This window comes from Serratia sp. AR11, assembly GCF_056376275.1.
In genome coordinates this window covers 1,207,495-1,220,306 of record NZ_CM150739.1, presented here as the reverse complement: position 1 = coordinate 1,220,306, position 12,812 = coordinate 1,207,495, and the positions used below count along the sequence as shown (strand labels likewise).

Here is a 12,812-nt window from a genome sequence, read left to right as displayed (position 1 = left end):
CGGTCCCTCGTTAGTTCTTGCTTTGCATCCCAACCGTTTTCAGGTCAACACCGGTTTCAGACAGTGACGCGCCGGTGTAACTGATGGAAACCCCCGTAGTACTGTTGCTGCTGCCGGTGCTGCTGACGCTGCTGCCGGTCGTGCTGATGCTGCTGCCCGTGGTGCCGATGCTGCTGCCGACAGTGCTGATACTGCTGCCGGTAGTGCTGGTCGAGGCGCCGGTGGTGCTCAGGCTAACGCCTGTCGTGCTGGTTGAAGAGCCTACGGTACTCACGCTGACGCCGGTAAAGCTGGCGCTCGAACCGGTCTGGCTGGTGCTGACCGTGGTAAAGCTGTTGCTTTCACCCACCATGCTGTTGCTGATGCTGGTAAAAGAGTTGCTTTCGCCCGTCATGGAATTGGACACGCCGGTGTAACTGGTGCTCTGCCCGGTGTATGAGTTGCTCAACCCGGTAAATGACGTGCCGACGCCGGTGAACGAGGTGCTGACACCGGTGAACGAGGTGCTGACGCCGGTGAACGAGGTGCTGACGCCGGTAGCGCTGATGCTGACCCCCGTCAATGATGCATTGACCCCCGTTATGGATGCGGAAAAGCCGGTAATGCTGAAGATGTAATCCTTATAAGAAACGTGATTACTGAACCAGTCGGTAAAGGTGCGGCGGATAATGTCGAACTTGTCCATGCCCACATCGGTGGCCTGGTTGCGTTCCACAGTGGTCTGCAGATCGCGCTCGGCATGCAGCATGACGCGTTCATTATCACGGTTGTCATCGAAGGTCAGTTGGCTGGCGTGCTGCGGTTTGCCAAAGCGCAACGAGCGCGATACCAGGCCGGTATAGTTGATGTACTCCGGCAATTGATAAGGTGGCGGGTTGTCGCCGTTATAGACAATGCCGGTGACCATAGGACGATCCAAATCGCCATCAACATAGGTGATCAGCACTTCCTGCCCAACGCGCGGCATGGCCAGCACGCCCCAGCCTTTCCCTGCCCAGGCTTGCACGACGCGGATCCAACAGGAACTGTCTTCCTCGGTAGTTTTGTAGCGATCCCAATGGAAATGGACGCGAATACGCGCAAATTTGTCGGTGTGAACTTCGGAGTTCGGCGCCCCCACCACGGTCGCACTTTGAATGCCCGGCATCTGCGGCCTGGGGGTCAGCCGCAATGGGCGAAACGCCACGTCATCATTCAGGGCGCTGAATTGGCATGTGACATTGCGCCCCTCACTGCTGCTGTCAGGGCCATCCTGCACGAAAATATAGTCACAGCGAATCAATTTAAAACGGCGGTTACGGTTGCCGTCCGGATGCAGCGTCAGGGTAAAATCTTTACCGGCCATCAGCCCCACGGCGTTGCTTTCGCCGAAAAGCAAATGGCCGTCGCTCTGCATTTCTTCCAGACGCAGCCGTGCCAAATACTCACCGCGCTCGGTATCAACATAGCCCGCCGCGTAGTCATACCATTCCAGTGGGGTATTCTGCAGGCCGAGGCTGCTTTCCTCGACCTTGGTTTGCAGATTTTTTCGCGGGTTCAGGTAATCGAAATCACGCAGCACAATCTCGTTCGGGCGCACCTTACGCGAGCGCTGAATACGCTGGATCCCCTCGCGGATTGCCCGGTTCTCTTCACTGTCCGGCATAAATGGCAGCACCGCATAGCCCTGGTCCAAATCATCGAAGTTCTGACGCTCCGTGATAACCAGCGTATGCTTATCCGACTCATGATCGAAGTAATACCAAATGCCTTCGTCTTCAAGCAGTCGGCTAATAAACGCAAAATCCGTTTCTGCAAACTGCACGCAGTATTCCCGCGGCGGATAGGTTCTCTGAATATCCAGGCGATAATCGGCAAAGCTATAGCGAGCAAATATTTGCTCGATAATATCGAGTATGTTCAGATCCTGAAAAATACGGCAGTTGCGGTTTTGCATCAAAAACCATAACCAGGTGCTCAGTTCGAGCTTATAAACAAATTTATCTTGATGCTGCCCCGTATCAGAGGCGCCAATAACGTAGGCATAGAATGGACGCGAACCAAAGTCCGGCCTTTCGATACGAATATTCACCCCCTCGCCCAGCAGGGTTTCATAATCGACGTCGGCCTGTTCGCACTCAAATTCGAGCGTATATTGAGAATTACTCGACAGCCCCTCCTTCGTGGTGAAGCTGAGCGGAAATGCGTTCAAACCTGATAAAACAGGGTTATCAATTTCGATTAAAGGCATAGCAACCTCTCTGACACCGGATTTCCCCACAAGGCCGCTAGCGGCCAACGGGAAAAATTAAAAATCAGTCGAAATAAACACTCAAACTTTCGTTCTCGACCATGAGTTGGATGTTTTTCAGTTCCTGTCCCGTACGTTTGCGCTGCAGCACTTCATTACTGATCGGCGGTAAAATAGCCTGTTGCAATAGCGACTCAACCGCTCTGCCGCGCGATGGGTGCGTGCTGACACGCTGGGCTATCCAACCGGAAATATCGCCTTCCAGCACCAAAGAAACGCCCACTTCTTTTTGCAAACGCTGTTGTAAACGGGAAATCTGTTTCGCGGCGATATGGGTAATCGCTTCGATGGAAAGCGGCACATAAGGGATCATATTCATGCGCGCCAGCAGAGCCGGCGGGAAAACACGCACCAAAGCGTCATGTAACATCGGGCGTAATGCTTCGGTTTTAAGATCCGGCGTTTCTGACAGCGTGGCTTCTATTTCGGCGGCGCCGACATTGCACGTCATCAAAATAAAGCACTGACGGAAGCTGATCATGCGGCCTTCGCCGTCCTCCATCACGCCCTTGTCGAAGACCTGATAAAACACTTCGTGTATATCGGGGTGCGCCTTGTCGAACTCGTCGAGCAACACGATGGAGTAGGGTTTTCGCCGCACCGCCTCAGTCAACTTGCCGCCTTTGCCGTAGCCGACATAACCGGGCGGCGCGCCCTTCAAGGTGGAAACGGTATGAGACTCCTGAAACTCGCTCATATTGAACACGATCAGGTTATGCGCCCCGCCATACATCGCTTCAGCCAAAGCGAAAGCCGTTTCGGTCTTGCCGACGCCGCTCGGACCGGACAACATGAAAACACCCAGTGGCCGATCGTGCGCCTGAATGCCGGCGCGAGAAATGCGCACCGCCTGCGCGATCTCATTGATCGCCGTCGTCTGGCCGAATATCTGTCGCTCAAGCAATCGGTTGAGATTGAGCGCGTTGTCCAGGTCGTTTTGCAACATGCGCCCCGTGGGAATGCCGGTCCAGTCCGAAAGCACCTCCGCCACGACGCGATCGTCCACCCAGGGGTAAACCAATGGCAGATCGCCCGCCTGCAGTTCACCCAATTGCTCCGCCAACAGCGGCAACCGGTCAGGTTGCTGCTGCTCCGCCTCCCGCAGTTGCGTCACCGCCAGCCGTTCCTGTTCCTGCCGCCGACGTAATCCGGCCAGAAGCTGCTCCTTGGCGAAAATCGCATTCTGCAACTCACTCATGCGGTTAGGCGCCTGGCCAGCAAACCTGACCTCATCTTGCAGGCTGTTCACCTCGGTTTGCATGACCGCCAGACCGGCTTCCAGAGACTCAATCTTTTCCGGCTGGGCATGCTGGCTCAGTGCCACGCGTGCGCAGGCGGTATCCAACAGGCTGATGGCTTTATCCGGCAACTGGCGCGACGGTAAGTGACGCAGCGACAGATGCACCGCAGCCTGCAACGCCGATTCGCGAATAATGACGTTATGGTGCCGTGCAAAATGCGGTGAAATGGCACGCATCATGTTGACCGCGTTTTCTTCGTCAGGCTCGGAAACCAGCACATATTGGAAACGACGCGTGAGAGCGGCATCGGGTTCAATGAATTGTTTGTATTCCGACCAGGTTGTCGCCGCCACCATACGCAGCGTTCCCCTCGCCAACATCGGCTTAAGCAGGTTGACGGCATCGCCCGTACCGGTTTGGCCGCCTGCGCCCACCAGCGTATGTGCCTCATCACAGAACAGGATCACCGGCACGCCGGAACGGGTAATCGCATCAATCAGCGCTTTGAGACGCGATTCAAATTCGCCTCTCATGCTGGCACCAGCCTGCATTCGCCCCAGATCCAGTGACAGCAAACGCGCGCCTTGCAGCAAGGGCGGTACCTGACCCGCGGCGATCTTGCAGGCCAGCGCCTCGGCTACGGCGGTTTTCCCCACCCCCGCTTCCCCGACCAAAATAGGGTTGTTTTGCCTACGACGGAGCAAAATATCAATCACCTGGCGCAGCTCCGCTTCGCGGCCGATAACCGGATCGATCTCGCCGGCGCGCGCTTGGCGAGTCAGGTCGGCGCACCATTGATCGAGAATGTCTCCACCGTCTGCGGAACCTGAAGCATCGCCGCGATATTCCCCCTCGGCGATCTCTTCTATCTCTTCATGCTCGACTGAATTGGCCAAAAGAGACGGGTAATCATCAAAAACCTGCGGAATGGGGAGCTTTTTAAATTCATCGCTCAACCGGTATAACCCGCGCTGCAGCGTGGCGTCCTGCAGAATGCCGACCAGGATATGGATAGTGCGTACCCCGCCGCCCGGAAACTCGGCAAGTTGGCTCATTAACAGCCCCCTTTCCACTACCGTTTCTAACTGCGCGGACAGGTCCACTACCGCATTGGTGCGGTTAGGCAGGGTATGGAGGATACGATCCAGCGCATCGCTGATGCGCTGAATATTGACCTCGTAATGCGCCAATATCAGCGGAAGATCGCCGCGTTCCTTATCCACCAGCACCTTCAACCAATGTTCAAGCTCCACATACTCATGCCGAAAAGTACGGCACAGTTTGGTTGCCTCAACAAAAGACTGATAAGCAAAATGCCCTAATCGCGAGAAAAGACGTTCACGTTGATACACCTTAATCATCCTTATATTAAGTTGGTGATTGGTAGACCAGTTGCCTAAACATCCCTGCTTTAGGTTTCAACCAGCCATCTTTGCTCAGAGATTTGCCGCCCAACTGCGCCGCCATTCCCGGTTCAGTGATAATGAGCAGACTGATATCGAGCATCAGCTGATAGCTCATAAAGTCATGGCAAATGCTCACTAGCGCCTGAAGCCGCCGGCTGCCGCGCTGATACTGCTGATATTGCGGTGCCGCCAACGGGCCAATCTGGATATGCGCGCCATATTGCGCATCAAAAAAACGGCTGCCGACGCGCGTTTTCCCCAGGCACCCCATCTTCTGGCTGTCGGCCTTTTTACCGTCGTCAATCCATTTGGCGTAGCGCGGCGTGACCTCGATCGGCACGGAAAAATAGGCCGCCAACATCTGGTTAAGCTGCTTCAGAGAACGACGCCCCGGCAGATAAACGCCAGGATAAGCCTCGCGCAGCCGTTGAATATGCGTATTCACCGCCAGGCCCGGGTTCACCCCGCAGGTTTGCCGCAAATGAAGCAAGAACGGATTTTGGTGATCGGCATGGTCATGGCCGATCATCGCATTCAACTGTGACCAGGCGCGATAGTGCAGCACGGCGAAACGCTGGCTCATAATGCCGACGAACTGTTGGAATGCCTGATTTCGCCTAGCGATGACTTCGGTGCGCGCATGTTCCGTCATATGGATCGGCAAAGGCCCATAAGGTGCAAACATGCCGAAGTGTCGGGCTTTGATCAGTACTTGCGGCGGACGCTGCTCAATATCGACTATCTCGCGCGAAGCGAAGGCCATATCGGCGGGCTGCGTGATACTCAGGCGTTCGCGGCTGCGATCGTTAGTCATACCCAGGCGTGGCGCATCCTGTTGCGCGCGCTCTATCCGCCGCAATAACTCGAAGAAATCCTGCCGCTTGGACAGCCCCTTGATTTCCGCGGCCCCCACCTTTTCGCGCAGGTGATTCGGCGGCGACTGCTGTGCCGACGTCAGCACCGTTTTTTGCGCCAGCGGCATGTCAGCCATGATAGATAGCCCCCCAGTTGGCGTGAGTTTCCCCATCAAGCATCAGCATCATGCTTAACGTTTGATTCAAATCGCCATAGTGGCTCAGCGCATGGTGCAGTACCTTACCGAACAGATAAGCGCCGTGGTCGGCGTGGTGATTGACGCTCAGGTTGACGCTGATTTCAGCGCCGCGGATCCATGCCAACGGCCCTCGCCCCTGGTAGCGTTCAAAATGGTGATCTACCGAAGCGTTCTTGATACTGGCGATGCGCCTGCGCTGGCTGACGTCGTCCGGGTGGCAAAACAGCGATAGCCAGTCGCGCAACAGCGTCGAACAGTCCTGCACTTCGGGGCGCGCATAGCGCAAGGGGTTCATCGCCAGCATCTGAACGGCCTGCCAAGCCTGGCTTATGTTCGGCACCGCGATGGGATTGGTCGGATGGCGCACAATTTCAACCTGGTGCACGGGCATCGCTGTTTCCAGCATAAAATGCGGCTGTTGAAGATGGGCCGGTATAAGGTGGCGCTCGCACACCAGCGCCTCAACGCTCAGCGAGCTCAGAGCGTCGATATCAATACCGCTTTTGCCTGGCGAGATGGAGATGAACGTATCCTCGTTGGGCAAATGCAGATTGTTATATTTGGATGGCGAAGGCTCACGCCGGCGACGCAGCTGGTATCCGGCAGGCTCGCGTTCACAGTCAAAATACGTATCTGCCTGCAACGATGAAAAAATCACCGGATTGCCGTCCGGCATCATACCCTTGACTTGCTTGACGCTATGGATCTCGTACAAAGAGGTATTCAGACGATCGACGACCAGCTGATGTTCCGTTTTCTCCCCCGTCAGTTGCAGCGGCGAGCAATAACGACGGTACAGGTTGATGACCGGGGTCGCAAAAAGGTGAAAATCCCTGGCGTGGACGCGACCAATCAAAGGGAGCGGGCGCTGCTCAAGCACGAACAACACCTCAAACTCATGTACCCGTTCGCATTGCAGCAGGAAATCCCGAACGCCGCACAGCTCCAGGCTGAAGAAACGGCTTGGGGCAGCGAAATATTCACGCATCAACCGGCTACCCGGCAGCTCCCCCACCGCCACCGGCAGCAGCGCTTCATCTTCGCTTACGCCGCCCAGGCGCAAACTCGCCGGTGAAAGCACGCTAATCACTGGTTGATCATCCGTTTTCGCCCATAAAACTATACGTAAAGTATGGTTAAGCAACGTTGCCATAAGCTGATTCACTCGCACCGTTTCTTCCGCCAACGTCAGGTGCAACGGCTCGAGGTCGAGCGCAGAGAGGGAAAGTACGCCGTGAGTCGTCAGGCGCAGCCGCACATGTGCAGAACCGTCTTTCAAATGCCGAGCCACGCCGGCTGGCAAATGATGCGGCGGTAAAACTTCGCATTCGGCCAACGCAATCTCAATCGGCTGTACTTTGATGTGGCGCGCAGTGGTAAACGTGGCTGGCTTATTATTCAGCGACGCATCGTTAAGCGTGAGCTTGCTTCCACGCGGCAATTCAACCTGACTGTGCCACTGAGGGAAAGACAGATCGGGTTTGATGGCGATGGTCGCAATAGAGGGAACCGGCGTATACCAGAGAGGCGCCAAACGAGAAAGCATCTGCAATGCAAACTCAGGCTGCTCATTGTTCAGCTTTTCTTGAACCCGCGTGCAGAGAAAAGCCGAGCCTTCCAGCAGGCGTTCGACAAAGGGATCAAGCACACCGTCGATATGCATTCCCAGATGCTGGGCTACCTGCGGATGAGACAGCGCAAATTGACGCCCGGCCTCGCGAAAGTAACGCAGTTCATCATTATATAATTGAAGAAAGCGCTCACTGAACATAATTCCCCCTACTAATCAAACACACGAACAGCACCACATGAATAATCAAGCGCAATGCGCAAGTTCACTAACATCTCATCGCCCGGTAATGAGCAGGTACCGTATATGTCAAATAAAATGGCCAGAACATAAGATTGACGTTCATTAACCGCCGGCACGACACGAATCGTTTTCGGATCCAAACGAGGTTCAAAAGAGGTAATGATTCTTTGTATATGTTTCGCTAAGGTTAAAGGATCGGTGCTAATAGGTATCCGTTGGCTCAGCGAAGGAAAACCATAATTGAGCACTGAGTTTTCACAGTGCCTGTAATCATAAAGTTTCAGATCGGCGCTGCGCGACGCATCATTGAGCAAAAACTCTATATCGCGCACTATAACCTTCCGCCATTTATCCGGACCAGTGCTCTGAGTTTTCGTGCTGAGTTTATCGAATAACATTGGCAATGACGCTTTCATCTGCCGCCTCATTATATTTGGCTATGTCTGCCCGCAATAATGCGGGCAGACACCCTGCAATTAATGTTATTTCATCAATAATTAGATACGGGCATTAAGCTTGAGATCATAACCCGTCTTGATTACCGCCCCCATGGAGCCATCATTATTCTGCTCTTTATACTCAACTTCGATACGGGCAAAGTTGAGTTTGATAACGTCTGTCGGAAGCACGGTATCAATTTCGGCGCCAACCGTAGAGTTCAGCGGCATATTACCAACGGTTTTGAAAGACGAAACCAGGCAGTTGCTGAAGGTGACGGCCATGAAGTCCTGCTGCCCCTGACCTGATTTACGGCAGACCAGTTTCGCCTGAGGAATATGCTCACCCGTAGCACACATGAGGAAAAGCTTCGGCGAGGCCTTGTTGCTAACCATTCGAAACTCAAAGTCTTTCATCTCCACTTTGCCAGAACCGCCACCACTGCCATATCCCCAGCGCCCAGCATTTTCTTCAGCCCATTGCCAGGCCTGCAGCTGAATCCATCCTGGATAGGTTTGATCAGGTGATTCACCATCAACACCTTCAATCTTCAAAAAATAGTCTACTAAAGCTTTAGTACTCATTTTTGTCTCCTTGACTGATAAGTCTAACTCATTAAGTTAAAAGTTGATTCAGATAAGTTCGGACATCGCCTCCGCTATCATCACAATAGCAATGTTAACGTTTATTTAAATATTAAGGTAAAGATGCTCGCAGCAAATAAATTCACCACGCCTACAAATCTTAATATGATATTAAAACATACTAGCCGCCGTAATAATTGGCGTTGGCAATATCCTAATCAATGACCAGCCGTAACTTATCTGCTCCCATCCTTTTTAGCTGACGGAAGTTTGGACACCAGTCGCAAGGATACGGTCATGCCTTCCAACTGGTAATGAGGGCGTAAATAGAAATGTGCTCGGTAATATCCAGGATCGTCTTCGACATCCTCGACGCGAACTTCCGCGGCAGCTAATGGACGGCGCGCTTTTGTTGCCTCTGTGGATACCGAAGGATCTCCATCGACATAATTCATCAACCAGTCATTCAGCCAAAGCTGCATGTCGTCTCGGGAACGAAACGAACCGATTTTATCTCGCACGATACATTTTAAATAATGCGCGAAGCGACACGTAGCAAAAATATAAGGCAATCTAGATGAAAGTTTAGCGTTAGCCGTTGCATCGGGATCCTCATATTTCGCCGGGGCATGCATCGTGCATGAGCCGATAAAAGCCGCAAAGTCTGAATGTTTACGATACACCAGGGGTAAAAAGCCCGCGTCGGACAGCTCCTGTTCCCTTCGGTCGGAAATCGCCACCTCAGTCGGACAAGTGAGCTCATAACCGCCTTCGTCAGAAGGAAACGCATAGGCAGGCAATTCCTCAACCGAACCGCCGGACTCGATCCCCCTGATTTTGGAACACCAACCATACTCGTGAAAAGCACGGTTGATATTCAACCCCATGGCATACGCCGAATTCGCCCAGGAAAAATCGTCATCCACGCCAGGCCGGACAGACTCTTCAAAAGCAAACGCCTCCACCGGGTTGGTTTTAGCCCCGTAGGGTAAACGCGAAAGGAAACGCGGCATGGTCAAAACCAAATAACGCGAGTCATTACTTTCCCGCAGACGCCGCCATGAGGCGTATTCCGGCGTCGTGAAGATTTTGCCAATATCACGCGGATTCCCCAGTTCGTTCCACTTGCTCATTTGCAATAGCGACGGCGACGCAGCGGAAATGAATGGGCAATGCGATGCGGCGGAGATTTTCGCCAACTCCGTCAGCAAGGTTACGCTCATCGGGCTGTGGTCGAACTCGAAGTCGCCGATTATGCAGCCGAAGGGCTCACCGCCGAACTGACCATATTCTTGCTCATAAATCTGCTTGAAGATTGGGCTTTGATCCCATGCCGCACCACGGTAACGGCGCAAATTACGCGTCAACTCATCCTGGCTGATGTTAAGCACGCGAATTTTAAGCGTCTCGCTAACGTTGGTATTGTCCACCAGATAACTCAGGCCCTGCCATGCAGATTCCAGCTTCTGGAATTCCGGATGATGCAAAATATTGTTCATCTGCTCTGAAAGCTGTTCGTCGATCTGGGCAATCAGCAACTCGATGGTCAATACCACATCGTGGCTCACCTTTACCTTGCCGCGATTGGCGTATTCCGACAGCGTGCCGATGGCCCGGCGCACCGCCTCCGAAGCTTCATTCGTTCTCGGGCGAAAAGAGCGTTTAAGCAAGCCGTCCAGCTCATTTTCCACCTCGCTCTTTTCTATCTCGACAACAGCGGTAGCCTGCTGCTTTGCCGTATAGCGTCGTTGCCTCGCTCCCATTACGCCTCTCCTTTATTGCCGGTATCCTGTGCATCCTGCTCTGCGTCTGCCACCGTTTTGCGTGCATCCATCACCAGGCGATGCAGGAAATCCGGCTTCTCAAGCAGGTTTTTCACCACTTCTTCCGCGCTTGATTTCCCATCCATATAAGTAATTAATTCAGTAAGGTGCTCTCTGGCCTCCAGAAGTCGCTGCATTTGAGGAACCCTTTTGGCAATCGCCCCCGGAGAAAAATCATCCATGGACTCGAACTCCAGCTCAACATCCAGCAATGAATCATCTTCACTTAAGGTATTCTCAACGTAAAACTGCAGGTGAGGTCTAATTGCTCGCATGCGATCGTTGAAGTTATCCTGATCGAAAGTCAGAAACTTCCGTTCCTCAATGGGCGCCAAAGGTTTTTTCCGATGTCCGGAGAGGTCGGACATAACCCCAGTCACAAAAGGCAACTCAACCTTCTTTTGTGAACCATAAAGTTCAACGTCATATTCAATTTGCACACGGGGCGCATTATTCTTGCCAATAAACTTTTGAGAGCTTGAGTCCTTAGCCATTGGAAAACTCCTCTGTAAAAAATCACTTCCCAGCCAATTGGTTTAACGATGCCAGAGATTCAGGCAAGAGTTCCTCAACTATCGTCGCGAAATCCATGCCAATCATTTTTTGCGAGCGTCTGATAAGAATAGGAGCGGGATGGCTTGGCTCATAATTCTGGAAGTAATCCAGCACCTGGTCCAACAATAAAATGACATCCTGCCTGGAACGAATATATTTATTCCCGTTAGCTATATTTACTTCTTCACCCGCTATATCGGACGACAGTTCCTCGTCAGCATGCGGTAATTCCTGCTGTTCAAGAGAGCTCAGCAAACGGATAAGCGTCTGAAAATAATCCCGGACCTGGCGACAATCCAATCGATAGTCTTCCGCTTGCAAATTGGCGTAATTTTCCACCCGCTCCAAAGCCTCCAACTGCAACGTCAATTGTTGCTGCAACGAGGGTATACTACGCGAGGAAAAGTAGGCATTGGTCTGGCCAATCAATTTAACCGCTTCAGAGAAATGCTGATATTTCCCCTCTTGCTCAACAAGGCGAAAATTGAGAAATTCATCTATTGTTAGCGAGTTATCGGGATAAATGCGGCTATTTTTGATTTCGTGCAGACAGGATGAAGTGGCGAGCCAACCTAATGCAGCGGCATGATTGCTGCCCGCGGATTGGTCGATATCGGCCTGCGGGAAAATAGTTACCCCTTCATCAGAATATTTCTTATCTATTTGCGCAATTCCCAGATAAAAGGCCGAAAAGCCATCGATATGAAGATTTGCACGCATAAGCCAAAGTACGACACGCAAATCAAAACACTGTTCAAGCAGCGCTGTGGCCTGCTCGCGAATAGCAGGCCAATTAACATCACGGGCGCTATCCAAAGCATTCAGCGGATCGGTTTCACTATCATATTCTGACAGGGTAAATTCTATCTCACTATAGTGAGGGTCAAACTCGACACCATTTATCTCATTAGATGTGACTTCATTCATTGTCTGTCATCCTTTTCACTCAGTTGTTGCAACTGTGCAAAGTGAACCTACTATGTTCACCAATCCTTCCTAGATTTACTACAGAGTAATTGTTAACCACCCTGCACACAAATTGTTTAGATGTATTAATACTTCAAATATTAATAGGTTTTACCTATCAAAAAAAACCTGACGATCGACTATAGCGATCAAAATGCAATTTAATATTATTTAAATCAAAAAAAACAATAATATACATAAAGTCAACATGAATCACATGACCAGTGAAAAATACTATTAAATTAATTAAGTGTGATATATTATCCCGAACAAGATTAATCTAACTAAAAACATTAATAAAAAAATCAATATTTCAATAATATTTATTGAAACATTGATGGTTTCTATGAATAGATCCGAGTTCCTTAGACGATCCCATATCCATATACCAATCGCTTTAATAAACTGCAGGACTTAATCTTCACAGGTACGATGCCGACGTCTATAATTATAATAAACCTCAGCATAATCTAATAACTACTTTTTATCTCCTTCTCTATTTTTAGGGTTCCTTTTCTTTATGCTTTCTAGTTTCAGCCACTGGGAAAAACTTTCTTCCGCCAATTTTTATGTAAATTACCTACGTAACTAATGCTGTTTTTTAGCCACAAGAAAATGCTGACATCTTTCATCCTTTTATTG

9 protein-coding genes are annotated in these 12,812 nt (G+C 51.5%); all 9 read right to left on the bottom strand.

All coding sequences use genetic code 11. The features are described 5' to 3' along the window. Positions 1-10: 10 nt before the first annotated feature. Positions 11-2,230: a type VI secretion system tip protein VgrG gene (gene vgrG / locus ACSOSI_RS05750; protein ID WP_261142155.1), complete on the bottom strand. Its 2,220-nt coding sequence runs from the start codon at positions 2,228-2,230 to the stop codon at positions 11-13. A 64-nt stretch (positions 2,231-2,294) separates the two neighbouring features. Next, a complete protein-coding gene (gene tssH / locus ACSOSI_RS05745; protein WP_112347856.1) occupies positions 2,295-4,883 on the bottom strand; it encodes a type VI secretion system ATPase TssH in 2,589 nt (862 codons plus the stop codon). Positions 4,884-4,899: 16 nt separating this feature from the next. After that, a complete protein-coding gene (gene tssG / locus ACSOSI_RS05740; protein ID WP_112347638.1) occupies positions 4,900-5,928 on the bottom strand; it encodes a type VI secretion system baseplate subunit TssG in 1,029 nt (342 codons plus the stop codon). Then, positions 5,921-7,762, bottom strand: a complete 1,842-nt coding sequence (gene tssF / locus ACSOSI_RS05735) for a type VI secretion system baseplate subunit TssF (protein ID WP_112347639.1) — start codon at positions 7,760-7,762, stop codon at positions 5,921-5,923. The genes tssG and tssF overlap by 8 nt, the downstream gene beginning before the upstream one ends. Positions 7,763-7,773: 11 nt before the next feature. After that, a complete protein-coding gene (locus ACSOSI_RS05730) occupies positions 7,774-8,220 on the bottom strand; it encodes a type VI secretion system baseplate subunit TssE (protein ID WP_262209115.1) in 447 nt (148 codons plus the stop codon). Positions 8,221-8,301: 81 nt separating this feature from the next. Next, positions 8,302-8,826: an Hcp family type VI secretion system effector gene (locus tag ACSOSI_RS05725; protein ID WP_112347641.1), complete on the bottom strand. Its 525-nt coding sequence runs from the start codon at positions 8,824-8,826 to the stop codon at positions 8,302-8,304. A 236-nt stretch (positions 8,827-9,062) separates the two neighbouring features. Beyond that, the gene (tssC, locus tag ACSOSI_RS05720; protein ID WP_262209118.1) at positions 9,063-10,589 is read right to left on the bottom strand and encodes a type VI secretion system contractile sheath large subunit; all 1,527 of its coding nucleotides are present in this window, start codon (positions 10,587-10,589) and stop codon (positions 9,063-9,065) included. After that, positions 10,589-11,143 carry a type VI secretion system contractile sheath small subunit gene (gene tssB, locus ACSOSI_RS05715; RefSeq protein WP_112347642.1) on the bottom strand — a complete coding sequence of 185 codons (555 nt, stop codon included), beginning with the start codon at positions 11,141-11,143 and terminating at the stop codon, positions 10,589-10,591. Before tssB ends, tssC begins: the two co-directional genes overlap by 1 nt. Before the next feature lie 22 nt (positions 11,144-11,165). Further along, positions 11,166-12,131, bottom strand: a complete 966-nt coding sequence (locus ACSOSI_RS05710) for a type VI secretion system protein TssA (RefSeq protein WP_261142147.1) — start codon at positions 12,129-12,131, stop codon at positions 11,166-11,168. Positions 12,132-12,812 lie beyond the last annotated feature (681 nt).

Coding starts and splice junctions, on each gene's coding strand:
- tssG (WP_112347638.1), bottom strand. CDS start 5,928: ATGGCTGACATGCCGCTGGCGCAAAAAACGGTGCTGACGTCGGCACAG.
- ACSOSI_RS05730 (WP_262209115.1), bottom strand. CDS start 8,220: ATGAAAGCGTCATTGCCAATGTTATTCGATAAACTCAGCACGAAAACT.
- tssB (WP_112347642.1), bottom strand. CDS start 11,143: ATGGCTAAGGACTCAAGCTCTCAAAAGTTTATTGGCAAGAATAATGCG.
- ACSOSI_RS05725 (WP_112347641.1), bottom strand. CDS start 8,826: ATGAGTACTAAAGCTTTAGTAGACTATTTTTTGAAGATTGAAGGTGTT.
- ACSOSI_RS05710 (WP_261142147.1), bottom strand. CDS start 12,131: ATGAATGAAGTCACATCTAATGAGATAAATGGTGTCGAGTTTGACCCT.
- tssF (WP_112347639.1), bottom strand. CDS start 7,762: ATGTTCAGTGAGCGCTTTCTTCAATTATATAATGATGAACTGCGTTAC.
- tssC (WP_262209118.1), bottom strand. CDS start 10,589: ATGGGAGCGAGGCAACGACGCTATACGGCAAAGCAGCAGGCTACCGCT.
- vgrG (WP_261142155.1), bottom strand. CDS start 2,230: ATGCCTTTAATCGAAATTGATAACCCTGTTTTATCAGGTTTGAACGCA.